This is a genomic window from Microcoleus sp. Pol12B4 (assembly GCF_036701385.1).
GTDB lineage: Bacteria > Cyanobacteriota > Cyanobacteriia > Cyanobacteriales > Microcoleaceae > Microcoleus.
The window spans coordinates 1-24,311 of record NZ_JAUBQR010000089.1 but is presented as its reverse complement, the minus strand read 5'-3'; the positions used below and the strand labels follow the sequence as shown (position 1 = coordinate 24,311).

Sequence of the window (24,311 nt, the reverse complement as noted above, 5' to 3'; positions counted from 1 at the left end):
TAATAAATCCTCAGCATTTAAGAAATTGGTTTGCTAACTGTTGCTATTGTACCTCATAACAGCGGAAAACGCTGTAATAATTTAGGAGAACGTTCCCTACGGCTAGCTGTAACGAAACGGAAAGTTTCTGGCGGCTCTCGTTCAATGAAACGATTTGAGGAAACGGCTAATCTGCTGAGTGTGATTCAAACCTGTCGTTTTCAAGTTCGTTCAGTAATGGCTTTTTTCCGTGAGGCTCTAGAGGTCAATTCTTGTGACTACTTTCCTATGCCTGACCTCATTCTCTTCTTTCAGACCTGAATCCTTATGCTAATAATTATTAACAGTCGCTAAAAATTGCTTTTTCCACTCATTAATGCCTGTTGAAGGGATTTTTAGTAAAGTTTCTTCTTTAGCATTAATCCAATTAGCCACACTGTTTAAATCATCTCTTTGTACGACTGGCAAATTAGTATCTTTAGAAATTTCTGTAGCGCGATTATCAACTGACAGAATTAAAGTTCTCCTTTTATATTGTAAAGCTCTAATCCCAGCGTGTAATCGTGTCCCTACATAATCAACGGGATACTGAGACAAAGCCATATCTAAAGCTGATAAGCTAGGATTAAGATAAATCGCTCGCTCGCCACATATATCTTTCATGTACTGATAATCTTTGGGCTGTTGCGTCCAGTAATAAATTAACTTATATTCCTGTTTCAGTAATTCCACTAACTGCTTATCAAAACTAGGATTTTGATTGTACTCAGTAAAAGTAACTAATACTGACTTTGCTTTACCTTGAGGAATTTGGACACAATGTTCCTCTGTTAATTTCCACATAGTAGGACAAGCAGTATTAATTACATTATTAATCCCGATCGATTTTAGCTGTTTTTCTGTGTAACTGTCTCTCACTGAGTGCAAATATTCTTTACTTAATAACCGTTTATACAACATTTTGGTATATAAATTAGGCTGATTTTGGTATTGCCACCATCCCACACCCATTAGCGTAATATCTTTAATAAACAGAGAGTCCATTAAACTGACCTTCCATTGATTATAGGAGTTCATGTTAGAAGATAATAAATTAGTCCCACCGACAAAAATTAAACTGCTTTTACTCATCAAGCGGTAAGAATCGCTCGATATGACATCATGGGTAGGAAAATTAATAAATAGTCGATCGGGAAACATCTCATATAAAATGCTATTCACTGCATCCATAATGATCTGGTCTCCTAAATTAGAGCTACAGATTGAGGTATCCAAGATTGAGATAGTTTTCATAGCCTATTTTTTTATTAAGTAGAGTAAGTTGACAGTGATATTTCGCATCATTTCATTAGGATTCGCAAAAATCATTTTAACCAGAGTTTATCGGGGATTGTTTTTAAGTGTTTTATCACCTTATTCATCAAACTCTCATGGCTAATAAATAGTTTTTTAAACATTAATCTATCGTACTCTCGATCACCCATCAGATTATGATTGATTTCAAGAGGAAACCTTAAATCTAATTGTTTCATTTCGGCTATTTCCTTATTGAGAGTTCCAGTATGAGTAGCCGCTAACCCAAAACCTAAATTAGCCACCAAATTGACACAAGGAACGATCGACAAGCCGCCTTGAGCCAAGCGAGCAAAACTCCATTGAAAATCCCACGTATCTACCTTACCCTGAAAAGTATTTTCCAAGTCTCGCGCTCTAATTTTATACTGAGCCTCATCAGCCAGTACAGCTTTAATTTTTGCTTTCACGTCAGGATTGATCCAAGCCTGCATATTAATATCATAAAATTGCCATGCCCTCTGCCAAGAAGCCCAGCCCCAAATACCTCCATAATAAGAAAAATGATAACTTTGCCTATCGGATTTCCATTCCTCCAAATAATTAGTCCCACTAATCATCATTACCCTAGGTTCATTTCTATATAAATCCAGCATTTCTTCACAAAATTGAAAAAAAGATCGATTTGGCAAGCAATCATCTTCCACAATAATTGCTTCTTCTACTGTATTAAATACCCAATCTAACCCACTAGCTACCCTGTGCTTACAGCCCATATTAGCCTCAGCATAATTTTTATAAACTTGACAATCCCAGTCCACTTTTTCAATTATGGCCCTTACCTCAGCACATTTTTCAGCTTCCTCTGGCTTATCAGAGCGTGGCCCATCAACCACGAGTAGAAGTTTAGGCGGTTTAGCTTCCCGAATCGCTGCAAATACCCTCTCTGTTGTATGAGGGCGATTAAATCCAAAAAAAGCCACAGGTGTTTTCATATATTAAACTCCAACTTATCATCCTTTTTGCTTTCGCTACGCCTAGACTGCTTGCTCAACATTTACCAAGTTTGGCTCTCATTAGTTCTATTCTGCCTTTTAATCCTGCTTTACCATAGTGGAGCATACCCAGTCAACTAGGGATTATGCTTTCACCTTTGGATTTGTAGGGATAGGAGTTAGGTTAAACCCCACCTACAAATATCATCAGTTGTTCTAGCAAATGAGCTAACCTAAGTGAGTATTATTACTCATTTAGGTTAAACGAATCGTAGGGTATTTGAAATTTTAGAATACATAGTGGTAAAAGCTGTAGTTAGGGTGATTGGTATAAATCCTGCATAAGTGCTAATCTTTATGATATACTATAAATCATTACTACTGTGGCTAGATTGCAAAAAGTTCAAAAAATGTATTTTTACTTGGTAAAATTTTAATATTGCCGATGTTAGACAAGTTGGCTGGTATAGGTCAAAAGCTTGGTCCGGGTCTGCGCCAGGTAGTCAGCAACATAGCTTGGCTTTTCACTGACCAAATCTTGCAGATGGGTCTAGGTCTGGTTGTAGGCCTTTGGGTGGCTCGCTATCTTGGTCCGACACAATTTGGATTGCTCAACTACGCGATCGCCTTTGTGTCGCTGTTTAGTTCGGTGGCAACGATGGGGTTGGGTACTCTGGTAGTGAGGAATATCGCTCGCGACCCAGAATGCAAAAATGAGACCCTGGGAACGGCCTTCGGACTGCAATTTACTGGTGGCTGCATCACTTTGTTGTTAACTGTCACCGTGATTGCGCTACTCAAGCCCAACGACACTCTGACTCGGTGGCTGGTAGGTATCATCGCTGCGGGAACTCTCTTTAATGCTTTTGAGACAATCAATTTTTGGTTTCAGTCGCAAATCCAGTCAAAATATACAGTCTTGGCGAAAAATTCGGTATGTTTTTTAGTTGCTGCTGTCAGAATTGGGTTAGTGACCATTAAAGCCCCCCTGCTTGCCTTCGCCTGGATTCGATTGGCAGAGGTGGCATTGGTAGGAATGGCTTATGTATATTTTTATAAGCTTACTGGCAATAAAATTAAGGATTGGCAATTAAGTTGGGAGCGGTGTAAGGAACTGCTATCAGAGAGTTGGCCGATAATTTTGTCGGGATTGGCAATTTATCTGTACTCAAAAACCGATCAGATCATGCTCGGTGCGATGAATAAAAATGCTGAACTGGGCTATTATGCTGCCGCTGTTAAAATTTCTGAAATCTGCGATTTCTTGCCGATGATTTTATCAAGCTCTATTTTTCCCAAACTAGCAAATTTGAGAAAGACAAATTATGAAGAATATCTAAATAAATTTCAAATTTACTCTGATATTATGATATTTTTATGGTTGGGAGTGGCTATACCGATATCATTACTTTCTCCATGGATAGTGCATCTGCTTTACGGTGAAAACTATGCGAAGTCAGCAGCGGTACTCTCACTATATGTTTGGGCGCAATTTGGCAGTAATTTTGGAGTAGCACGGAGTACATATTTGAACATAGAAGGTCAGTTGCGCTACGGTCTTTACTTGACTGTAGTCGGCTCTATTTTTAATGTAGCGTTGAACTTTTTGCTGATTCCTAAGTATGGAGCTTTTGGAGCAACAATGGCTACTCTGATAACTTATTTTTACGTGATTATATTAGTCAATTTCTTGATTAAGGAATTGCGCCCCTTCGCAAATTTCATCTGGCGATCCCTTAACTTATACAAGGCAGCTTGTAGAATCAGAGGATTAGTAAAGTGATTCAAATTAAACCTAAAATAGAACAGCGCTCGAATTGCCCCTATTGCGGGACGCAACTCAATGTCAAAAATATTTTGTGGCAAGGGATACATATTCTTCTGGACTGTAAGTGCGGGGGATGTGGCAGCGAAATAATCGACGAGTTGAGAGTAGGTCATGGAGTGAACAACTACCTTCAAGTTAATTTAATCAAAAAAGAAGTTTTTGCGGCGGTTGCTTACAGAAAAGAATGGTTAGGCCAACCATTACTCCATTCACTCCAAAATCCTCAATCAGATAAACTTGAGATAGTCAAGGAAATTTTTAAACCCTGCAAGCGGGCAATTATCTTAAACTGTATCGATCATCTTTATGGTCACTCTCTGCTCAAGTTGCTAAATGCACAAAGGCACTTAGAATGCAACTCTGACTGCGGGTTAGTTGTGATAGTTCCTAAGTTTCTAAGGTGGATGGTTCCTGATGAAGTTGCAGAAGTCTGGACAGTACCTATTTCTTTAAAAAATGGTCAAACTTACTATCCTAGCTTCGCCGAGTTTGTTGAGGAAGAAACTAAACGCTTTGATGAAATTTATGTCAGTGAAGCCCATTCTCATCCTAGTCAGTTTGACATCACGCGGTTTACTAGGGTTCCCAAACACAAATTTAATGAACCAGAAACAAGAATTACTTTTATTTGGCGGGAAGATCGTTTATTAGTTAACAGTGGGCTGTTCCGAGTTCTGAAAAAGCTAAATCAACGAGAAAGGGCATTGCCATTGCAAAATTTTAAAATTCAGCAGTTATTTGAGAAAATCAGGTTGCAAGTACCAGGAGCAAAATTTGCAGTAGCTGGTTTGGGGACAAAAACTAATTTCCCAGAATGGATTGAAGATTACAGAGTTGATAGTTTTAATGAAAAAGTTGAAAAGGAAATATGCCGTGTTTATTCACACAGCCGCTTAGTAATTGGTCTTCACGGATCTAATATGTTGCTACCTTCTGCTCATGCTGGTATGACAATTGATTTGATTGATGAGCGTTGGGGGAACTTTGCCCAAGATATTTTATACCAAGAATGTGATCCGAGAATGGCTAGTTTTCGCTATAGATTTTTGCCCTATCAGACTAGCAATAATACACTGGCATTCATAGCGGCTGTAATGCTTCAGAAGTGGTTTAATTTTAAATCGCAGATGACTGCCGATCTGATTAATTCAGATGTAGAAGACTACTAGGAAAAGTAGAGTCGAAGAAATGTTCAATTACCAAATCCAAACACCCATCGCTTTTATCATTTTCAAACGTCTAGATACAACGGCTAGAGCATTTGAGGCAATTCGTCAGGCCAAACATCCCAAATTGCTAATAATTGCTGACGGCCCATGTCCAGATAGGCCTGGAGAAGATCAAAAATGTGCTGCCTCTAGAGCTATTATTGACCAAGTAGATTGGGACTGCGAAGTTTTGAAGAATTACGCATACGTAAATTTTCGTTGTCGCCTGCGGGTTTCTAGCGGTCTGAATTGGGTGTTTGATCAAGTTGAAGAGGCAATTATTCTGGAGGATGACTTATCCCTCATCCTACTTTTTTCCGCTTCGCTGAAGAATTGCTGGAGCGTTACCGAGACGCTCAGCGGATTCTGTCAATCTCTGGTCAAAATGTTCAGTTTTGGCGAAAAAGAACTGATTATAGTTACTACTTTTCTCGCTATAATCACTGCTGGATTTGGGCGAGTGGGAGGCGAGCTTGGCAGCATTATGATTTAGATATGAAGTTATGACCGGAAATTCGAGATGGTAATTTTTTGATGGATGTACTGGGAGACTTTAATGGTGTAAAAGTTGGGAAAAATATTTTTCAGCTTTGTTATGAAAACAAATTACAGAGTTGGGCTTGTCAGTGGACATTTGCTAACTTTATTCAAAATGGTATGAATATTCTTGCGAATGTTAATTTAGCGTCTAATATCGGACATGGTGTAGGGGGAACTAATACGGAGGATGTCAACAGTCCTTATAGTAATATGCGTGTAGAAGCTATAACATTTCCGACGAAACACCTGCCTTTTGCAATTAGGGATACGCAAGCAGATAATTTTACACAAAAAAATATTGGAATACCATCCGCAGTTGTTAAAAAAGTGCAAAAAAAGTAGATAAACTTTTGAAACAATTCTGATAAAGTCAGCTATAAATCTAGAGGAGAGGCAGGAGAAATGAAGGTTGTACTCATCAATAGTTCTGATAGTGAAGGGGGGGCTGCCCGCGCCGCTTATCGGCTGCACCAAGGTTTTCAGGGGATTGGTGTGTCTTCGCAAATGCTGGTAAAAAATAAGAGTAGTGGCGATCCCAATGTAATTTCGTCACCAAATAGTATTGGGGCTAAGTTTGACAAGATGATATCAACTTTATCTAATGCACCATTGCGGCTCTACCCTCAGAGAAACCCCGTTATATTTTCTACAGAATTGCTGCCAGATGCTCTCTCGAATCGACTGGATATACTCGATCCTGATATTATTAATTTACACTGGGTTTGTGGGGGTTATTTACAAGTAGAAAGTATTCCCAAGTTTAAGCAGCCCTTAGTTTGGACGCTGCATGATATGTGGCCTTTTACAGGTGGCTGTCACTATAGTGAAGATTGCAATCGCTACACTCAATCTTGTGGTAGTTGTCCGCAACTTCACAGTAATAAAAATTCGGATCTGTCGCGGTGGGTGTGGCAGCGGAAAGCTAAAGCTTGGGATAAGCTTAACCTAACTTTGGTTAGCCCTAGTGTTTGGTTAGCGAAATGCGCTCATTCTAGTTCTTTATTCAAAGATTTTCGAGTTGAAATAATTCCTAATGGCATCAATACTCAAAAGTACAAACCCATAAATCGTCAGTGGGCGCGAGAAATCTTGAATTTGCCTCAAGATAAACAAATTGTACTCTTTGGAGGTGCAAGTGGAACAGGCGATCGCTGGAAAGGATTTAACTTGCTCGTACCCGCTTTACAAAGCCTCAGTAAATCAGGGTGGAAAGATCGGATAGAGTTGCTGGTTTTTGGCTCTTCTCAACCCGAAAATCCTATTGAACTGGGTTTTAAAACTCACTATTTGGGGAAACTCGCAGATGATATTTCCCTAGCAACGGTTTATGCAGCAGCAGATATTTTTGTCGCCCCTTCCGTGATAGATAACTTGCCAAATACAGTCATGGAAGCCCTTGCTTGCGGCATTCCCAGCGCCGCATTTAATATTGGGGGACTGCCCGATATGATCGAACACTGCTCAAATGGCTATTTAGCTAAACCTTATGAAACAGAAGACTTAGCGCGAGGAATTGCTTGGGTTTTAGAAGATCCCAATCGGCATCAAAAACTTTGTATTCGCGCCCGCGATAAAGTGGAACAAGAATTCACCTTGGAGATACAAGCAAATCGCTATTTGTCTGTTTTTAACGAGGTTCTGTCAACTCCCAACTCAAGATAAAATTCTGATTTTTTTGGGTAAATTTTACCTTGCATATCGTTAAAAGCCGCATATTTGGGAACAATGAACCGTATTAAAATCGCCGCCCTTTTAACTTGCTTCAACCGCAAACAGAAAACATTGGCTTGCCTAGAGGCCCTTTTTAAACAGGTACTTCCAGCCGATGTGGATATTTTAGCCTATTTAGTCGATGATGCCAGCACAGACGGAACCAGCGATGCAGTCCGTCAAACCTATCCTCAAGCCAAGATTTTTTCCGGAGATGGGAACCTATTTTGGAACGGGGGAATGCGTGGGGCTTTCAGCGAAGCAATGAAAGATGATCCTGACTACTACCTCTGGTTAAATGATGACACTCTTATTTATCCAGAAACAGTAAGTGTTTTGCTAAAAATCAGTGACAAGTTATCAGAAAAAGGAGAAAAAAAAGCAATCGTGGGGGGTTCTACCTGCGACCCAGAAACGGGTAAAACAACATACGGAGGTGTTGTGCGAAATAACCCTTTGCACCCCTTCCGATATGGTGTGCTAGAACCAACAAAAGAGCCCCAGATGTGCGATACTATGCACGGCAACTGCGTATTAATTCCCCGCAGTGTTGTGCAAATTGTCGGCAACCTCGATCCGGCTTTTGTTCATTATATTGGCGATTGGGATTATGGTTTACGAGCCAGACAGAAAGGATGTACAGTTTGGATTGCTCCAGGGTATTTAGGTACTTGTTCCCTCAACCCCCAGGTGACTAAAACCGCTGCTGATAATTTAAGCGAAGGATTGGATAAAATGAGCCAACCGAAAGGTTTATCCTTCAAAGATACTACCCTGCAACCGGCTCAAGAGTGGAAAGTATTTACTCAGCGCCATGGTGGGTGGTTGTGGCCAATTTATTGGCTGCTACCTTATCGTAGGTTAGTTTGGCTTTCAGTGTTGAGTAAACTGGGATTGGCTAAAAACAAAACTCAAGGTGAATAGGATGGTTGATAGAAATGAAATCCGCATTGCTTGGCTTGTCCCGGAAGTGGAACTGGGAGCTTACTGGCAGCCTGTTTTGATGGAATTTACGAAAATTTTTAAGCATACTGTATTTTATACAGGTCGTGTTTGGCCGGGGTTCGATCCGAGCCTGCCGGGCGCATCGGCAATTCAGTTGGTAGGGGAGACTAAATTTGTCGAGACGGAAAAGATAGAAACAGGATACGATCGCGGATTCATTGTAGTATCGCCTAGTATTATCGGCTATTTACTAAAATTTAGACCTCATGTGGTCTTTCCCCAAGCTTTCTCTTTATGGACTGTAATTGTGGCTTTTTTAAAACCGCTATTGAGGTGGAAAATTGCCATTATTTACGATGGTAGTTCCCCAAATACAGACTTTAGAGATTCCAGTTTTAGGACATTTGTGCGCCGCATCCTTGTGCGGTTTGCCGATGCTTTTGTTGCGAATAGCAATGCAGGTAAAAAATATCTGATGGAAGTTCTCAATGTCCCGGAGGATAAAATTTTTACCCGAACCTATCTCGTACCTGATGCGGGAGCTTTGCTGAAACGATTAGATCAAACTCAGCCGCCCAACTTGCAGTTAAAACGCCCGATTTTTTTGTATGTAGGGCGCATTACGGCGAGAAAGGGAATTAAAACGCTTTTAGAAGCTTGCGCTATTCTTAAAAATCAAGGTTATGTTGATTATTCGCTGTTGATTATTGGCAAGGGAGATCAGCGGGAAGAACTGGAAGCATTTATTAAAGAGTGCGATTTTGAAGAGCAAGTAACGTGGGCGGGATGGGTGGAATATGGAAATTTAGGTGCTTATTTTCAGCAAGCTGATATTTTTGTGTTTCCTACTTTTGAGGATGTCTGGGGTATGGTTGTACCCGAAGCTATGGTGTTAGGAAAACCAGTATTGTGTTCAAATGGTGCAGCTTCCTGTGAGTTAATTATGTCAGGCGAGAACGGTTATATTTTCGACCCTAGCAGTGCTCAAGAGTTAGCAGATCAAATGCAAATTTTTCTAGATGATTCTGATTTAATTGAGTCGATGGGAGAGCGTTCACGACAGATGATTTCTCAAAAAACGCCAGAAACCGCAGCTAAAGCTTACGTCGAAGTTACATCTTTTTTGATGGAGAATATGTGAAGCACGTTCGGCAACGGATCAGTGTAAAGAATTTAACGGAGGGATGGAAGATGGAAGAGGGAAAAATTAGCAATTATCACTTAGCAATTACTACTTAGCCATGAAAGTTTTATTATCTGCGTTTGCTTGCGAACCGAATCTCGGCTCCGAAGAGGGAGTAGGATGGAATACTGTTATCCAGTCTGCTAAACATCACGAAAGTTGGGTATTTACTCGCACGTTTTGTCGATCGTACATTGAAGCAGAACTAGAGCGGAACCCAGTGCCAAATCTGCACTTTGTTTATTTTGATCCGTTTGGTTGGAGCGAAGATTGGAAGGGGAAACAAGGATTGCTGCAACTTCATTACTATCTGTGGCAAATCTGGGCTTATTTTATCGCTCGGAAGCTCGATCGCGAAATTGGTTTTGACATAGTACATCACGTAACTTATGTCAAACATTGGTCTCCAAGTTTCCTGGCGCTGTTGCCGCATCCTTTTATTTGGGGGCCTGTGGGAGGTGCAGAAAAAGCACCAAAGCCTTTTTGGCAAGATTTTAGCCGCCGGGGCAAAATTTACGAAACGCTGCGAGCATTGGCTCAAAGCGTAGGAGAACGCGATCCGTTTGTGGGGCTGACGGCGCGTCGCAGTGCTGTGGCGCTGGCAACTACGGAAGAAACCGCAGCCAGACTGCGATTTCTCAAAGCAAAAAACGTGAAGATTTTCTCGCAAGTCGGTTTGTCGCAGCAGGAAATTCAAGAACTAGAGCAATTTCCTACCCCGCTTGAGCAACCAATTAGATTCATCAGTGTTGGTCGTCTCTTACATTGGAAAGGGGTGCACTTGGGACTCCGTGCATTTGCGGAGGCGAATCTGGAACAATCGGAATACTGGATTGTCGGAGACGGCCCGGAAAGGCAGCGTTTGGAAGCTTTAGCCACAGAATTGGGACTGGCAAATAAAGTATTTTTTTGGGGAACTTTATCTCGCACTGAAACTCTTTCTAAAATGGGGGAGTCTCACGTTCTCCTCCATCCGAGTTTGCATGACTCTGGTGGTTTTGTTTGCACGGAAATGATGGGGGTTGGTCGTCCCACGATTTGTTTGGATTTGGGCGGACCGGCTACTCAAGTGACGGCTCAAACGGGGATTAAAGTGGCTGCTACTGACCCCGATCGCACTGTGCAAGGTCTAGCAGAAGCTATAGTGTGTTTAGCCCAAGATCGTGAATTGCGAGATCGCTTGGGTCGAGCGGGTCAAACGCGCGTCAGGGAAATCTATGATTGGGATGTTAAAGGTTTATTCTTTGCCCAATTGTGCGAAGATGTATTCGATGGAAAATCAGGATAACTTCTGATTTGTTCGATCGGGCAAAACAAAGAAAACTATATTTTTTCAGGCGGTGAAACGTGGGCGTTGCAATCATTACTGGCTCGGCGGGTTTAATTGGCTCTGAGGCGTGTCAGTTCTTTGCCAAACAAGGCTTAGATATAGTTGGGATCGATAATAATATGCGCCAGTTCTTTTTTGGTGCTGATGGTTCTACAAACTGGAACCGCCAACTGCTCGAAAAGTCTTTGGGTACCAAGTATTATCACTTAGATGTGGACATTCGCGACTATGAAGCGATTACCAATATCTTTCAGCGGTACGGCGAGTCGATCGAATTAGTAATTCACACAGCAGCCCAGCCCAGCCATGATTGGGCTTCCCGTGCTCCGAAAATAGACTTTACCGTTAATGCCAACGGCACTCTCAATCTTCTAGAAGTAACTCGCTTGTACTGTCCTAAAGCGGTTTTCATTTTCACTTCTACCAATAAAGTATACGGCGATACGCCTAACAATTTGCCTTTAATTGAATTAGAACACAGGTGGGAAATTGAACCAGGCCATACTTACGAAAGCGGTATTCGGGAAGATATGTCAATCGATCAGTGCCTGCACAGTTTGTTTGGTGCTTCTAAGGTAGCTGCTGACGTTTTAGTCCAAGAATACGGTCGATATTTTAATATGAACACCGCTTGTTTTCGCGGTGGCTGTTTGACGGGTCCAAATCACTCTGGAGCTCAATTACACGGCTTCCTCGCCTACTTGATGAAGTGTGCTGTCACTGGAACTCCTTACACTGTGTTTGGCTACAAAGGCAAGCAAGTTCGCGATAACATTCATAGCGCAGATTTAATTTCGGCATTTTATGAATTTTATAAAGCTCCCCGAAGCGCCCAAGTTTATAATACTGGGGGAGGCAGGTACAGCAATTGTTCGATGTTAGAAGCGATCCAGATGTGCGAGGCAATTGCAGAACGCAAATTTAATTGGACTTATGCTGAAGGTAATCGCATTGGCGATCACATTTGGTGGATAAGCGACAATTCCAAATTTTCCAGTCACTATCCCAACTGGAAAATGAAATATAACGTTAAACAAATCCTACAGGAGATTTATGAATGTAACCGCGAACGTTGGCTGAAAGAGGATTCCAATGATTGAACGGGGCAAAAAGAATGGGCTGGGGATTTCGGTAAACGATTGAAGAATACAAGGTTAAAGAAATCTTAGGGGAGATTTATGAGTGTAACTGCGAGCGTTGGCTTAAAGAGGTGTTCCATGATTGATAAAGGGAAAAAGAATGTACTAGGCATATTAGTAAATGCCGTTAATTATGAAGCGGCTGTTAGCAAAATTATTGCCGCAGCCAGCGCCGGAAAACCAATGTCTGTTTCTGCCCTAGCGGTTCACGGGGTAATGACTGGAGTTCTCGACAGCACTCACCGTTATCGGATTAATCACATTGACTTAGTATTGCCAGACGGACAGCCGGTCAGGTGGGCGTTAAATTGGCTCTACCATACGGAATTGCCCGATCGAGTATGCGGGCCGAATGCGATGTTACAAATCTGCGAACGTGCGGCAGAAGAAGGATTACCTATCTATTTGTACGGCTCTCAAGCTTCTGTACTGGAAGCTTTATCTCGCAATCTCTGCGAGCGTTTTCCCAAGTTAATTATTGCTGGAACTCAGCCTTCTAAATTTAGGCAGGTTTCGGCCCAAGAGAAACAAGAAATTGCACAGCAAATTCGCAACAGCGGTGCAGCAATTACTTTTGTCGGTTTGGGGTGTCCCCGGCAAGAAGTCTGGGCTTACGAATACCGGGACGACTTATCAATGCCGTTGATTGCTGTAGGTGCTGCTTACGATTTTCATGCGGGTAATTTGGCTAAAGCTCCTGACTTTTTATCTAAAATAGGTTTGGAATGGCTGTTTCGGATGATGAAAGAACCTCGGCGCCTTTGGCAGCGGTATGTTTTTTTGAATCCGCTTTATATCTGGCTGTTTTTGCTACAAGCTTTGAAAATCAAAAAGTTCGACCCCACAGACGCGACGCCGCCTGTTGAAGAAGTATTATACGGTTGAAATTTAAAAGTTTCTTGTGCATTATGGGTGCTCACAAGAAAAAAGTAAAAAATCAAACACATCGTAACTAATCGTTTTGAGGTGTAACTGCGATCGCATATTCAAGAAAACTTATATCAAATCCCGTGGCATCGGAATTATAGTGAAATATCTTAAGCTCGCTACCCAAATCGGGAGCTTAAGATATCCCACTGACACGATCCAAATATATTATGCCGATGCAACCGCAAACGATATTACGCCAGAAAGCAATTTTTACATTATCTATGCAGTAAGCTCCGGACTGCACACCTTACAAAACAAGTTGGTGGGTCAGTCTCGATCGAGTCAGGTGGATTGCTGGGTCAATAGTCGCATTTGGTGTGACTGTACTCCTGGCATGGGCGACGATCGCAGGGGAGCGCAAAAGTAGTGTGAGTGTGTAACCAAACTTGATAATCAAACCACAAATTTATTGCCCTTACCTCGATTTTGCTATGGCTTTTGTGCCACAATCCGGATCGAATCGTACTTGTCTTCATCAGCAGCAAAAATTGTTTTTAGCAGTAGCTTCCAAGCTTGGACTTTATTGTTTTCTTTGGGCTTTACTATCTGATGAGATGCCATTGAATCGAACAGACGGAAAATTTTTCTTTCATCATTGATCCAAGTGTTGTCGAATTGGCGATAGTAGCCATTAAATTGGGTAGAAATTATCTCAAATCCTACTTTTTCACAGATAGCGTGAAAGCTCTGCGGTGTGAAAAAATACAAATGCCTTGGTACATCTAGATGCATCCATGTAATCCCTGATGATTTCAGCCCAATACAAGAGTTATTTGGTACTTCCATTACCAATTTGCCACCATCCACGAGCAACTGCATGGCATTGCGGAGTGCAAGTAAAGGATCTCTAGTATGTTCGAGTACATGGTTCATCACAATTATGTCGTACTGTCTAGACTGGACTTCCGGGGGCAAAGATTCCGCACTACCATAAAATACATTAAGGCCTCGCTGCTGCTGGGCCAAAACCAAAGCTTGTCGATCGGGTTCTACGCCCCAGACTTTGTGACCATCTGCTTGCAGTTCTTGCAGCAGATGTCCGTTGGCGCAACCAATTTCTAAGATCGAGGAGGAGACAGTCCCGAACTGTTGCTTCCACCATTTACTTGTGACATCTACTCCGCGATCGAAACGCCAAGCTAGATGGGTACGCAATTTATCGAAGAAAGAAATAGAAGAGGCAGATACAAAGCCTGTAAAGTCTATATGATGAGTATAATATTCATCGATGTCGTAAAAGCTGGCGATTTTGTTGAGTTCGGGTAGAGGATGAATGCATCCAAGTTGTGACTTTTCGCACCAGTACAATTGAAATGACTCTTTATTTCTAGGTCTGCGCCAATCACCGGGTATAAATAGCCACGGTTTCATACTCTGTCCGGATATCGGACAGGTGACGGTAGGGCTTAAGCACTGTTGACTTTGCTGCATTTTAGTTTGCCTTACTTAGGTAATGGACGTACTAATAACCAATTATGTTAGATCAATCCGGGAGATTATGTGTGAGTGATAATTGCGGGATACTAAACACAGCAGATGAATACCTAAAACTTCATAAGTTTTAGGTATACAATTGCTAAGGTGGGGTTTTCAGGTAACATCCCATTTAAGCTAACGCATTTACCTTACTCTATCAGTTTTTATAAAAAACTACACCTTCCACTAGCTGGGTGTGAGTAAGTTTTTACGTTGTCAATAATTAAGCACTAATTCAACATATATTAAGTTATCAACAGGGTAGGTCTCTAGGCTATGATACTAATAAAAGCAGTTGTGCATATACGTAAATAATGAAGCCGTTGATTTAACAATATTTCAACTCAAACCACTGTTACTTTTGCCAGTTCCAGTGGAAAGGAAAATGAGTGGGCCGATCAATGGTTTAGGATTGCTATGGTGTCTGGTAGTTGGTCAGAAAATGTAGCCCGTTAAATGAGATTTGAAAACCTATGGAAGAAGTGCGATCGCCCAGTCAAGTTTGATGCTATTAAGTGTGAAAAAAACATCTAAATCTAAGGGTGATCGATCACTTCAACCATTGCCTTTACAAGACCTCCGATTTCCGTGGCTACCTTAATGCAACCTGTCTCAATAGGCAGAAGGACTCTTAGGGCAGTTGACTGTAAGCCAAAACCATATCTGGAGCATCACATACTTCACTTTCGGTGACTGGATTAGGCCGCGTTGAGTAGGCAATAGCCTGCATATGTTTGATGCGAGCTTGAAAAGTCTTCTCAAATGTGTGCTGTTGAGCAAACTTCAGCGACTTGAACGACATCGATTTAATTTCTTCCCGGTTGTGGCTGAGTTCTGCAATCTTCTTGGCCATCTGTTTAGGCTGATTCATTGGCACAACCCATCCTGTCTCCGACATTTCTGCAATTCCCTGGAATGCTTCGTTAGCATATCCAACAATCGGCACGCCACCAGCCATAGTTTCTATGTAAGTACAAGAAGGATCGCCCTGCCGGTGACAGCAAACAAACAAATCAATATTGTTCTTCACAAAGGGGAAAAACTCTGTTTTAAAGTCAGGCACTCCGAGCATTTTCACGCAATCATTAAGTTGATTGGCAGCTATTTGCTGGTGCATCATGTCTTCTAATTCACCAATACCACTGATGAACATTTCAAATTTAACCTTCAGTTGTTTGAGTTCTCTAGCGACCTCAAGTAAATGATCTGCCCCTTTCATCTTAATTAGGCGACCTGAGAATACTAGCCGAAGAGGCATATCTTGAGAGCGGTTTTCAGTGCGGCGTTCAATGTCAGCTTCTGTTGCTAACATATCCTCTCTAATCCGCGTGTCCAAGAACAACTGTGGGTTGCGATTGAGATGCTTGTATTCTTGGTAGGTAGGGGTGCCGTTGCACTGCAATCCATCTGCCATTGCGATCGCCTTGCGCTGCTTGTTTTCCTGACTGTAAGTCCAGAGCATTCTCCGCAAGCGGATCAGGGGATTGCGCGTACTCACATTCACTATCTGTTTGCGAGTTTTCAGACTGTATTCGGAAACGTAAATACACGGTACTCCCGCTATTTTACACACTTTACTGATATGGTTCTGTCTGTATTCCGGGGCTGCCAATACCAGCGCACTCTGATGCTGATGTAGTAAAGCTGGGGTGATTTGATCGAAAGAAATTATTTCCAGTTTGAATGGCAATTGATCAAGTTTAAATATTTTTGCATCCATCTGGTCGTTGTCTTCTTTCGTTTCTTCCATCATCACAGTAATTGAACCAGACCAATACGTGGCTAACTCACCAACTGCTTCTATCAACTTGCGGGTCAGTAAAACTTCACTGTTTGGCAAAAACTTGGCTTTTAGTGGCTGTACTATTGTCAGATTGTTGTTAGTAAGCATAGGTTAGGTAGTTCCTGATTTGAAGTTTTTACTGATGCGGTAGTGAATCTTTGCTGTACTTGGCAAGGGCTGTTGATCGATCTATATAACAGACATCTACCGAATTTAAATTTCGCCGCCTGATACAAGCAGCATTTCAGACTCTGTTTGGGAGATATCTAATACTTAAGATGGGGGCAGCAACTCGATTAGACCTTTATTATTTAAGCTGAGGTCTGTTTGATATGTCGCCATCATCTGCGATCTACGTATAAGTGTCAATAACCTTTTACGAGCTTTACTCAATCTTTATAATTGAGCGGTCAATTATAAAGAAAATCCCAATTTTAGGGTAAATTTGGTTAAAAAAAGGGCTGTTATAAATATTTATACTTAAGTAACATCCTGTAACTGCTTCTAGCTAGCAAGAAGGAGGGCGAGTTGCGAATACGGCGACACCAATGCTTTAAGTAAGTCGGCGCGAAAAAACGCCCCTAGGTAAACGAGGGCAAAGTCTCCAAATGATCTCCAATGGCTGACGTAAAGCTGTTGACCTAGTGTTACATTATGCGGTTTCATCCGGCTTAACTACTTAAACCATAGAGTTATAACAAATTTATTAAAACTTTACATAAATAGATATGTTGTAACATAATATTTGTTTACAATTACCAAGGCGAAGCAGAAGGAATAAAAAAAAGAAATTTTACCCCTTCTCTCTTCGCTAATGCGAAGCCTTGATGCTGAATTTTTCTTTAATAAACCGGATATAAAGGTGCTTGAAAGCCGACTTCACCACGCGGGGCATACCAAAGTCAATCGCCATCATGGTTTCGGGCAACTTCCAATCCAAAACCTGGAGATTTTCCGGTTGCAAAAGCGGAAAATCAATCGCCTCTAAATTCGAGCACAGTCCCAATCTCATCGCCGCAGCTACAGTGGGAACCATTGCCGGATCCACATTAATAATTTCAACTAAAGTTCTGTCCAAAGCAAAGACATCATCAGACGCGCCCAAAATTCCCAAAAACTTAGGTTCGCCGCCGCTTGGCCCGTTACCTTCGTGACCGATAATGCCATCCACAATCGTCAGATTGGGGTTAATTGCCCGGGCAGTTTCTACCAGCATTTCACCGAATCTGGCGCTATCTTTGCCAGCTTCCATGTGCCACCAAGCCTTCATTTTACCGGGGACGCAGCCGAACAAATTTTTCACGCCCATTGTCACAGTTAATTGAACGTGAGATTTCAGTTTGGGCAAATTAATCACTACATCCGCTTCCATTGCTTCTTTGCAAATTCGCAGATGATTGAAATCTTCGCTGACAGTTTCGTAGCGTTTTCCTTGAAACTCAACTACTGGCAAATCCAGTTCTTCCAACAGCGGCAAATAACCGTTGGCTTTGGCTACACCCATAGCGCTACCAAAAGCTGGACTATCACCTAAAAACGGTTTTCCTCCCGCTTCCATGACCATTTTAGCGACGCAGTAAACCAATTCTGGGCGGGTGACACATTCTTTTGTAGGGCGAGAACCAGTGAGGAGATTGGGTTTCAGTAAAACCCGATCGCCCGATTTGACAAAAGCCGAGATTCCGCCCAAGGGTGCCAGCAAACTTTCTAAAGATGTTTGCAAAATTTGGCTATCATATGAATTAGCACGAATTAAACTAACAGCAGACATAATTATGAATTAATTGGTAATTGGTTATCGATCGGGAATAATCTAAGTCTAACGCACGCGCGGAACACCCTGCTTAGGTTGTTCCGCACGTGCGTTACCAAGAAATAATCTCAATACAAATGAACCCTAAGTATTCATCGGCAATCTACCAACAGCAGCCCGCTGCATGGTACTAACTCGTAGCGAGTTAGAGAATATTCCTTGGCCTTGCAGGTCGGGAATCGCGGGTTTTACTTCTACTTTTACCAACCGGGCCGTACAAATAAATACCGTTTGGTCGGCTAAATGGAAAGTCAACCAAGGTTGACTTAACAAAGTCAGCACTTCCTCTTGGAATTCTTGTGCCGGCATCGGAATAGTAAACGTTTCTGCGTGACCTTCCACATAATGAAATGTCACTTGAGTTGTGTTCTCTTTATCTTGAGTTAATTTTGCAAAAGAACCTGCGCGCATAAATCTTGCTCCCAAACTTTAGACTATAAAAAATCCAGAATTAAATCTAAAAAAATTGAATTCTGAATTGTTTAACTTTAACCTGTGACAGCCGTTAGGCAGAAATCAGAAGGCAGAAAGCCGAATTAAATCGAGTTCAGCCTTCTAGTTTCTAGCTGATACCTGCGAGATCCTAAACGTTAGCAGAAGATGTCGGCATCGCACTCATTTTCTCTAAATCTAGAACTTTTGCCAACTCTTCTGCACTCATTAAACCCTGTTCTAACACAATTTGCCGCAGAGATTTGCCAGTTTCTAGAGATGCTTTGGCGACAGCGGCGGCGTTGAGATAGCCGATGTGAGTGTTGAGGGCGGTAACGAGGGCGAGACTACCTTCAGCATAAGCGAGACATCGATCGCCCTTAGCTTCAATTTTGGCGAGGCATTGTGTAGTCAAAGCGCTGATGGTATTACCCAAAATTTCGATGCTGTGAATGAGATTATAGGCAATCAGGGGCATCATCACGTTTAATTCTAATTGTCCTGCTTGGGCGGCCAGGGCGATCGCGCTATCGTAACCCATAACTTGAAAACAAACCATCGATGTCATTTCTGCCATCACAGGATTGTATTTTCCCGGCATAATGGACGAACCAGGCTGCACAGGAGGCAGTTGAATTTCTTTCAAACCCGTTTTCGGCCCGGAGTCCATCAAACGCAAGTCGTGGGAGATTTTAACGCAATCCTGAGCAAGATTTCGCAGTGCACCAGACACATTTACAAACGGTGCCATACTCTGCATAGCAGCCATTAAATGCCTTGCTGGTTTCAGGGGGTGATCGATTAATCCTGAGAGAATTTCAGCAACTTTTTGACAGTATTCAGGGTGAGTGTTTAAGCCTGTGCCTGCCGCACTTCCCCCCAATCCCAGGGATGTCAAATCATCGGATGCCCTGTCAATTCTAAAGGTATGTTCTCTGAGAATTTGCGCCCAAGCGCCGAAGGTATCGCCGAGTCGAACCGGTACGGCATCTTGCATATGAGTGCGGCCGGATTTAACAATATCTTTGAATTCTTCGGCTTTGTTTTCTAGGGCGACTACAGCCTCTGACAAAGCTGGAAAAAGAGTTTTTTCTAACGCCAACAATCCGCCAATCCGAATCGCTGTCGGAATCACATCATTTGTTGATTGACCGTAGTTTACGTGGTCGTTAGGACTGACGCGCTTGTAGTTGCCTTTTTCATCGCCCATAATTTCCAAAGCGCGATTTGAAAGAACTTCATTAACATTCATGTGGTGAGAAGTTCCAGCCCCGGCTTGGTAGACATCAACTACAAATTGATCGCGCAAATTGCCAGCTAAGATTTCATCTGCTGCTTGGACAATGGCTTGACTGATGTCTTGGGGAATGCAGCCGAGTTCGCCATTGGCGATCGCCGTCGCTTTTTTAATTAAAACACAAGCATCAACGTATGTTGATAAAGGCTTAATGCCGCTAATCGGGAAATTTTCAACTGCGCGCAGGGTTTGGATGCCGTAGTAGACATTAGATGGGATTTGTTTGTCTCCCATCGAGTCGCTTTCGGTGCGATAGGTTGCGGTTGGCGTTTGAGTCATATCGTCTGGTTTGTGATAATTAGGAATTGTGCAAACAGAACTTACGCACAGTTGGTCAGAAACCGGGTTTCTGAAGGTTTTTGTGCGTCCTGGACTGGCAATTTTTTTGGTAACACGGCTGACGGGCGATCTTACTTTTCCGCGCCCGCAGGCAACTTTACAGTAATGCGTAAGTCCCGATCGTACAAAATTCTCCCACATCTTAGGCTTCAATCTAAAATCTCAAATCGATTGACAGTTTGCAAAAGCTAAAATTAGTTGATCGGCAAGGGCGATCGCAGGCACACAAGGCGAGTCAGCTATAATTATACAAGTAAATCGATTTCACAAGAGTCTTAAACTCCTACGAACAAACCAGCAAAAGCTTTCAAACACCACTAAATTTTTTGATAATCGGCTTAAGTGCCTCTGCGATTTTTCCGGCTTCAGTAAAGGCTATATCCAGCATTGTTCCCACCGCAGCCATCCCGGAAAAACCGACGATTTTAATGGCTCACTGAACAGGGCTACAGTTATACTATTGAGGTTCAAGGCGATGGTTAGTCAGCGATCGATAAATTCTTGGTAAAACTGCTCATGCAAACCTAAGAAATTATCCATCCCCTCCTTTGTCAGATACCCGCTCTTCTTACCAGTGTGCGGGTTTTCTACGTAGCTATAAATTACTTTTGAAACATTAGGATTCTCGCTCCACCTAATGTTGAACGCTGCATAGTTTGGGAAAAAGGTCATTTCTGCATAAGCATCAATGTGGTCATGTATCCACCATGCCAATGCTGTCCAATCTTGAGTGCGATCGTAGTAAGGGATGAATGATGTAACAACAATACATACTGTTGCTCCCATATACTCATCGGAATCTTTTACGTCCCAGATATGTTCTGCATAGTTGGCCTCATTACTGGCACAGTTGTACTGATTTTTATTCTCTGCTCCTTTGGCGTTCACCGCACAAGAACGATAGGCTGAGCGAATACTAATCCGACCAAGCGCATCTTGAATTGGTTCAAGCACCCTCTCACACAAATTTTTTCCTGCTGCGATCGCCAAATCAGGATCGCTAGGAATGTTAGGGATACCTTCAATTTGAGAGATTTCTGAATAAAGAAACTCACGCATGAAAAAACTCTTAGAGAGTTGAACCCGTCCTAGATCTTCCAAAGCTTTAACAGTTTGTGGCTTTCTCATAGATTGAACTACAGCAATTAGAGGTGAATAGCTTAATGTTAAACACTGGCAGATAATTTAGAAGCATTGTTTCAGCCAAAAGCAACGTTCCGGTTGAGTGGCTAGAAATAACTTTTGCATCACCACCAATATCTTTCGGTAGTCCGGTCCAACCGGGTTGTTAGACCGCGGCGATCGCCACTTGACGCTGTTATTGTCCGCGTCCTGGTTTGCAATCTGCAAAACCTAATGCCTCTGTGTCAAGGAAACTAGCGATCGCCATCTCAATGACTGCTTCGATTGGGTATTCAATTTCAGCAGCACGAGCAATTAGGGCAGCACGAATTCGTTCAGGAAAACGTCCTAAAATAACTTCGGCATCAGCGAGGGAAAGTTGCTCTTGAAGTTTGGCTTGCATGGCTTTACATCTCTGTTGGGATTTGGACGTTGTAAGGGGGTTCAGCAGCTCTTAGAATGATGGCTTCTAGCTCCAATAGTAACGCAGGGTTCTCAAGCGTGAGAAATTGTCTGTACTGCAATCCGTATGTCTTCATCGCTATATTTATCGAGCCATGCCCACAAAAAAGCTTTGTGCCCACCACTGAAGCTACCTCGTAAGCTCTTGGTTTTACCAATGTAGAGCAATCCATCAGTTCTGTGCCTGATTGCATAAATGCCAGGACGCGCAGGAATGCTCTCAAACCCACGGGTCAAGGGTTGACATTGCTCAAAAGGAATGAAAGCAATCGCGTCTAGAATTCTTCGCGCTTGGATTTGTATGTCAGAATCATTCGTTGGCATGAAGGCAAGAAGGCTGATTGCACAGAAATCATAATCCCACAAATTCTGTTACAACCATCATCAACTGCAGCGAAAGGCTTCTGGCTACTGCTCTTCAACTCTCTAGCTGATTAATCAGTTTAGCTGCCAAGTCTTCTGCTAAAGATAGTATGCTTATGACCATTTTGACATCATCTGAGTCGAAAGACGTACTAAATGTGTTGGTCTTACTTGAAACCAAGAAGTGCAACCTTGTCTTTTTATAGCTCCAAAATAGGAAGTGTGATGTTTCACTAGAGACTGTCACCGATAAAGTCTCACTAACTTCTCCGCTCTGGACAAAATCTTCTGAAAATCTTCCTGAATATTTCTGTTGTTGAAGAAATTCCATTTTCTGGTGCGCTTTTTTAAGATCGCTTACCAATTTAGGAACCCTGGAACTGGATACAACAGACACTCCAGGTGTATATCTTCCATCAGGACCCGGAACAAAAAAGCGAATGTACCACTTACTCTTCTGTGCAGCATTACGATAAGCAACTAATGATGCTGTAATGTTCGGCAATTCCAGGTCTTGCTCAAGTTGTCTAGGATTCATGGTGACAATTCAACACACTCATACACAGTGTTCCCCAGTTGAACCTTCAATGCTCAACTGATACCTTCAAGCTACTATCTCAACCCAGGTTTAGCGACTTAACTTATAATTGTCTTGCAGTTGCGGTACAATACCTGATATAATAGAAGAATACCGCAGATTACTCAGGTATGTCAACCCCTTTTTACCCCCGTTGGAATCTCCTTTTCTTAATCGAGTTCGGCGCACCATCCGAATCAAACATCTTACTCGTCGCACTTAAAAAAGTTATCTTTATTACAGACTAGACTATTTATTTGCATCATCAGCGACATCACAAGACATGGGAGTTCAAGAGATTCGTGTTTATCTTTCCTAACCTAAATTCTGGAATATCTAATGTCTAGAGGTGATAATTTACATTTCTCCCTGCGTCGCACCCTCGAAAAAGACGGATGGACAATTACGGACGATCCTTTAGTCTTAGTGTTAGAGCAGACTCTTTTGAAAGCCGACTTAGGAGCAGAAAAGTTTTTCAATGCCGAAAAAGAATGGCATAAAATCGCTGTTGAAATCAAAGACATGGATTGGTAAGGGCGATCGCCCGCAGAGCCATCGAGTCAGCTATAATTTTATAAGTAAATTACTTTTACTGTTAGTGTAAAACTCCCATGAACCAACCAGCACAAACTTTTACATACCCAGTGAATTTTTTGAGACTCGGAAATCTCGAAAAAACTTTATTAGAAAATCTGCAACAGCTTCCAACAGAAAAGCGACAGGAAGTTCTGGATTTTGTGCAATTTCTTGTACATCAAGCACAAGTAAAACAGTCACCAAATGAAAGTTCTGAGTCCAATATTTTGCAAACAGAGCCATCGCATCCCAAGCGCTCGTTTATTGAGTTTTTGAGTTGCGTATTAGAATCCCCTCAAATACTAAAACCGTTGGTAGAGATAACAACCCAAGAAGATTTAACCGCTGCCCAATTAAGAGAGTTTTTTGTAGTCAACAGCGAAGACTTTTTAATTGATTCAACCATTACTCGCAGTCACGAAGCTTTTTTGAACAGCTACGCACCCGAAGACGAAGGACTTTATGACGACTATTGAACCTGGTGATTTTTGGGTGGCAAAGATTCCTTTTACAAACGGCGCAGACTCTAAACCACGCCCCATACTTTTGCTATGGTTGGATGGCGAGGATGTAGTAGCCACAGCCGTTACTTCTGCAAAACCTCGCACCCAAACTGATGTATTGCTTAATGATTGGTCTGCCAGCGGTTTGCGCCTTGCTTCAACAGTACGTTTGTCTAGATTAGATTGTTTGGAAAAGTCTTTGTTGCTAGCGAAAATCGGGCAAATTTCTCAAGCAGATGCAGCAGCAGTGAAACAAGTCTGGGAGTTGTACGTTAGGCCTCAATTTTAATGATAATTCGATCGCCCTCAACTCCTCAACTCCCCAACTCCCCTCAATTCCCCCGTTCGAGCCCCAACCCCGCACAATACTTAATAAAAACTTTACAAAACTTACCCGATCGCCCAACATGAGTTAGAGTTATCCTATAAAATCCAGCAATCCTGCAAAGCGTCAACCTTCTCGTCACTTATCCAGTGGTTCGATGACT

The 24,311-nt window shown here is 42.1% G+C and carries 24 protein-coding genes and 1 pseudogene; 14 read left to right on the top strand and 11 right to left on the bottom strand.

Going from position 1 to position 24,311, the window contains the following annotated elements:
- Positions 1 to 75: 75 nt before the first annotated feature.
- Positions 76 to 300: pseudogene (locus QUA38_RS14240) on the top strand (IS66 family transposase); the annotation flags it as partial.
- A gap of 9 nt (positions 301 to 309) precedes the next feature.
- Here the strand turns inward: QUA38_RS14240 and QUA38_RS14235 are convergent.
- Both QUA38_RS14235 and QUA38_RS14230 read right to left on the bottom strand, forming a co-directional pair.
- On the bottom strand, positions 310 to 1,272 hold the full coding sequence (locus QUA38_RS14235) for a polysaccharide pyruvyl transferase family protein (protein WP_333162757.1): 963 nt from the start codon (positions 1,270 to 1,272) through the stop codon (positions 310 to 312).
- A 71-nt stretch (positions 1,273 to 1,343) separates the two neighbouring features.
- The gene (locus QUA38_RS14230) at positions 1,344 to 2,267 is read right to left on the bottom strand and encodes a glycosyltransferase family 2 protein (protein ID WP_333162755.1); all 924 of its coding nucleotides are present in this window, start codon (positions 2,265 to 2,267) and stop codon (positions 1,344 to 1,346) included.
- Positions 2,268 to 2,712: 445 nt separating this feature from the next.
- Between QUA38_RS14230 and QUA38_RS14225 the strand changes: the two genes are divergently transcribed.
- From QUA38_RS14225 to QUA38_RS14180, 10 genes are all read left to right on the top strand, one after another.
- Positions 2,713 to 4,050, top strand: coding sequence for a flippase (locus QUA38_RS14225; protein ID WP_333162753.1), 1,338 nt, complete (start codon positions 2,713 to 2,715; stop codon positions 4,048 to 4,050).
- A complete protein-coding gene (locus QUA38_RS14220; RefSeq protein WP_333162751.1) occupies positions 4,047 to 5,264 on the top strand; it encodes a hypothetical protein in 1,218 nt (405 codons plus the stop codon). The genes QUA38_RS14225 and QUA38_RS14220 overlap by 4 nt, the downstream gene beginning before the upstream one ends.
- Positions 5,265 to 5,283: 19 nt before the next feature.
- Complete coding sequence (locus QUA38_RS14215; RefSeq protein WP_333162749.1) at positions 5,284 to 5,796, top strand: hypothetical protein; 513 nt, start codon at positions 5,284 to 5,286, stop codon at positions 5,794 to 5,796.
- A 41-nt stretch (positions 5,797 to 5,837) separates the two neighbouring features.
- A complete protein-coding gene (locus tag QUA38_RS14210) occupies positions 5,838 to 6,185 on the top strand; it encodes a hypothetical protein (protein ID WP_333162747.1) in 348 nt (115 codons plus the stop codon).
- A gap of 60 nt (positions 6,186 to 6,245) precedes the next feature.
- On the top strand, positions 6,246 to 7,505 hold the full coding sequence (locus QUA38_RS14205; protein ID WP_333162745.1) for a glycosyltransferase family 4 protein: 1,260 nt from the start codon (positions 6,246 to 6,248) through the stop codon (positions 7,503 to 7,505).
- Between the two features lie 63 nt (positions 7,506 to 7,568).
- Positions 7,569 to 8,477, top strand: coding sequence for a glycosyltransferase family 2 protein (locus QUA38_RS14200; protein ID WP_333162743.1), 909 nt, complete (start codon positions 7,569 to 7,571; stop codon positions 8,475 to 8,477).
- A 1-nt stretch (position 8,478) separates the two neighbouring features.
- Positions 8,479 to 9,639, top strand: coding sequence for a glycosyltransferase family 4 protein (locus tag QUA38_RS14195; protein WP_333162741.1), 1,161 nt, complete (start codon positions 8,479 to 8,481; stop codon positions 9,637 to 9,639).
- A 100-nt stretch (positions 9,640 to 9,739) separates the two neighbouring features.
- Positions 9,740 to 10,969 carry a glycosyltransferase gene (locus QUA38_RS14190; RefSeq protein ID WP_333162739.1) on the top strand — a complete coding sequence of 410 codons (1,230 nt, stop codon included), beginning with the start codon at positions 9,740 to 9,742 and terminating at the stop codon, positions 10,967 to 10,969.
- 59 nt (positions 10,970 to 11,028) lie between these two features.
- The gene (locus tag QUA38_RS14185; protein WP_333162737.1) at positions 11,029 to 12,111 is read left to right on the top strand and encodes an NAD-dependent epimerase/dehydratase family protein; all 1,083 of its coding nucleotides are present in this window, start codon (positions 11,029 to 11,031) and stop codon (positions 12,109 to 12,111) included.
- Between the two features lie 78 nt (positions 12,112 to 12,189).
- Positions 12,190 to 13,035 (top strand): WecB/TagA/CpsF family glycosyltransferase, encoded by an 846-nt coding sequence (locus tag QUA38_RS14180; RefSeq protein ID WP_333162735.1) that lies wholly within the window; start codon positions 12,190 to 12,192, stop codon positions 13,033 to 13,035.
- Positions 13,036 to 13,509: 474 nt separating this feature from the next.
- On the opposite strand, the gene QUA38_RS14175 is transcribed toward QUA38_RS14180, so the two are convergent.
- From QUA38_RS14175 to QUA38_RS14135, 9 genes are all read right to left on the bottom strand, one after another.
- A complete protein-coding gene (locus tag QUA38_RS14175; protein ID WP_333162733.1) occupies positions 13,510 to 14,451 on the bottom strand; it encodes a class I SAM-dependent methyltransferase in 942 nt (313 codons plus the stop codon).
- A 736-nt stretch (positions 14,452 to 15,187) separates the two neighbouring features.
- A complete protein-coding gene (locus QUA38_RS14170; RefSeq protein ID WP_333162730.1) occupies positions 15,188 to 16,447 on the bottom strand; it encodes a glycosyltransferase in 1,260 nt (419 codons plus the stop codon).
- A gap of 703 nt (positions 16,448 to 17,150) precedes the next feature.
- Positions 17,151 to 18,110, bottom strand: a complete 960-nt coding sequence (locus QUA38_RS14165; RefSeq protein WP_333162729.1) for a DUF362 domain-containing protein — start codon at positions 18,108 to 18,110, stop codon at positions 17,151 to 17,153.
- A 126-nt stretch (positions 18,111 to 18,236) separates the two neighbouring features.
- Positions 18,237 to 18,563 (bottom strand): hypothetical protein, encoded by a 327-nt coding sequence (locus QUA38_RS14160; protein ID WP_333162727.1) that lies wholly within the window; start codon positions 18,561 to 18,563, stop codon positions 18,237 to 18,239.
- A gap of 172 nt (positions 18,564 to 18,735) precedes the next feature.
- Positions 18,736 to 20,160 (bottom strand): aspartate ammonia-lyase, encoded by a 1,425-nt coding sequence (locus tag QUA38_RS14155; RefSeq protein ID WP_333162761.1) that lies wholly within the window; start codon positions 20,158 to 20,160, stop codon positions 18,736 to 18,738.
- Between the two features lie 543 nt (positions 20,161 to 20,703).
- Positions 20,704 to 21,348: a peptidase M15 gene (locus QUA38_RS14150; protein WP_333162725.1), complete on the bottom strand. Its 645-nt coding sequence runs from the start codon at positions 21,346 to 21,348 to the stop codon at positions 20,704 to 20,706.
- A 190-nt stretch (positions 21,349 to 21,538) separates the two neighbouring features.
- A complete protein-coding gene (locus tag QUA38_RS14145) occupies positions 21,539 to 21,745 on the bottom strand; it encodes a hypothetical protein (RefSeq protein ID WP_006631417.1) in 207 nt (68 codons plus the stop codon).
- A gap of 92 nt (positions 21,746 to 21,837) precedes the next feature.
- Entirely contained in the window at positions 21,838 to 22,128 is a 291-nt protein-coding gene (locus QUA38_RS14140) for a GIY-YIG nuclease family protein (RefSeq protein WP_333162759.1), read from the bottom strand.
- A 94-nt stretch (positions 22,129 to 22,222) separates the two neighbouring features.
- Positions 22,223 to 22,705: a hypothetical protein gene (locus QUA38_RS14135; RefSeq protein WP_333162724.1), complete on the bottom strand. Its 483-nt coding sequence runs from the start codon at positions 22,703 to 22,705 to the stop codon at positions 22,223 to 22,225.
- 378 nt (positions 22,706 to 23,083) lie between these two features.
- On the opposite strand from QUA38_RS14135, the gene QUA38_RS14130 reads away from it, so the two are divergent.
- From QUA38_RS14130 to QUA38_RS14120, 3 genes are all read left to right on the top strand, one after another.
- Positions 23,084 to 23,278 carry an element excision factor XisH family protein gene (locus tag QUA38_RS14130; protein WP_333162722.1) on the top strand — a complete coding sequence of 65 codons (195 nt, stop codon included), beginning with the start codon at positions 23,084 to 23,086 and terminating at the stop codon, positions 23,276 to 23,278.
- 77 nt (positions 23,279 to 23,355) lie between these two features.
- Positions 23,356 to 23,796, top strand: a complete 441-nt coding sequence (locus tag QUA38_RS14125) for a DUF2281 domain-containing protein (RefSeq protein ID WP_333162720.1) — start codon at positions 23,356 to 23,358, stop codon at positions 23,794 to 23,796.
- On the top strand, positions 23,783 to 24,112 hold the full coding sequence (locus QUA38_RS14120; protein WP_333162718.1) for a type II toxin-antitoxin system PemK/MazF family toxin: 330 nt from the start codon (positions 23,783 to 23,785) through the stop codon (positions 24,110 to 24,112). Before QUA38_RS14125 ends, QUA38_RS14120 begins: the two co-directional genes overlap by 14 nt.
- Positions 24,113 to 24,311: the final 199 nt, after the last annotated feature.

Bases quoted from the DNA above. Each gene is read 5' to 3' on its own strand.
- QUA38_RS14235 (WP_333162757.1), bottom strand. From the start codon at position 1,272: ATGAAAACTATCTCAATCTTGGATACCTCAATCTGTAGCTCTAATTTA.
- QUA38_RS14230 (WP_333162755.1), bottom strand. From the start codon at position 2,267: ATGAAAACACCTGTGGCTTTTTTTGGATTTAATCGCCCTCATACAACA.
- QUA38_RS14225 (WP_333162753.1), top strand. From the start codon at position 2,713: ATGTTAGACAAGTTGGCTGGTATAGGTCAAAAGCTTGGTCCGGGTCTG.
- QUA38_RS14215 (WP_333162749.1), top strand. From the start codon at position 5,284: ATGTTCAATTACCAAATCCAAACACCCATCGCTTTTATCATTTTCAAA.
- QUA38_RS14210 (WP_333162747.1), top strand. From the start codon at position 5,838: ATGGATGTACTGGGAGACTTTAATGGTGTAAAAGTTGGGAAAAATATT.
- QUA38_RS14205 (WP_333162745.1), top strand. From the start codon at position 6,246: ATGAAGGTTGTACTCATCAATAGTTCTGATAGTGAAGGGGGGGCTGCC.
- QUA38_RS14200 (WP_333162743.1), top strand. From the start codon at position 7,569: ATGAACCGTATTAAAATCGCCGCCCTTTTAACTTGCTTCAACCGCAAA.
- QUA38_RS14195 (WP_333162741.1), top strand. From the start codon at position 8,479: ATGGTTGATAGAAATGAAATCCGCATTGCTTGGCTTGTCCCGGAAGTG.
- QUA38_RS14190 (WP_333162739.1), top strand. From the start codon at position 9,740: ATGAAAGTTTTATTATCTGCGTTTGCTTGCGAACCGAATCTCGGCTCC.
- QUA38_RS14180 (WP_333162735.1), top strand. From the start codon at position 12,190: ATGAGTGTAACTGCGAGCGTTGGCTTAAAGAGGTGTTCCATGATTGAT.
- QUA38_RS14175 (WP_333162733.1), bottom strand. From the start codon at position 14,451: ATGAAACCGTGGCTATTTATACCCGGTGATTGGCGCAGACCTAGAAAT.
- QUA38_RS14170 (WP_333162730.1), bottom strand. From the start codon at position 16,447: ATGCTTACTAACAACAATCTGACAATAGTACAGCCACTAAAAGCCAAG.
- QUA38_RS14165 (WP_333162729.1), bottom strand. From the start codon at position 18,110: ATGTCTGCTGTTAGTTTAATTCGTGCTAATTCATATGATAGCCAAATT.
- QUA38_RS14160 (WP_333162727.1), bottom strand. From the start codon at position 18,563: ATGCGCGCAGGTTCTTTTGCAAAATTAACTCAAGATAAAGAGAACACA.
- QUA38_RS14155 (WP_333162761.1), bottom strand. From the start codon at position 20,160: ATGACTCAAACGCCAACCGCAACCTATCGCACCGAAAGCGACTCGATG.
- QUA38_RS14150 (WP_333162725.1), bottom strand. From the start codon at position 21,348: ATGAGAAAGCCACAAACTGTTAAAGCTTTGGAAGATCTAGGACGGGTT.
- QUA38_RS14145 (WP_006631417.1), bottom strand. From the start codon at position 21,745: ATGCAAGCCAAACTTCAAGAGCAACTTTCCCTCGCTGATGCCGAAGTT.
- QUA38_RS14140 (WP_333162759.1), bottom strand. From the start codon at position 22,128: ATGCCAACGAATGATTCTGACATACAAATCCAAGCGCGAAGAATTCTA.
- QUA38_RS14135 (WP_333162724.1), bottom strand. From the start codon at position 22,705: ATGAATCCTAGACAACTTGAGCAAGACCTGGAATTGCCGAACATTACA.
- QUA38_RS14130 (WP_333162722.1), top strand. From the start codon at position 23,084: ATGTCTAGAGGTGATAATTTACATTTCTCCCTGCGTCGCACCCTCGAA.
- QUA38_RS14125 (WP_333162720.1), top strand. From the start codon at position 23,356: ATGAACCAACCAGCACAAACTTTTACATACCCAGTGAATTTTTTGAGA.
- QUA38_RS14120 (WP_333162718.1), top strand. From the start codon at position 23,783: ATGACGACTATTGAACCTGGTGATTTTTGGGTGGCAAAGATTCCTTTT.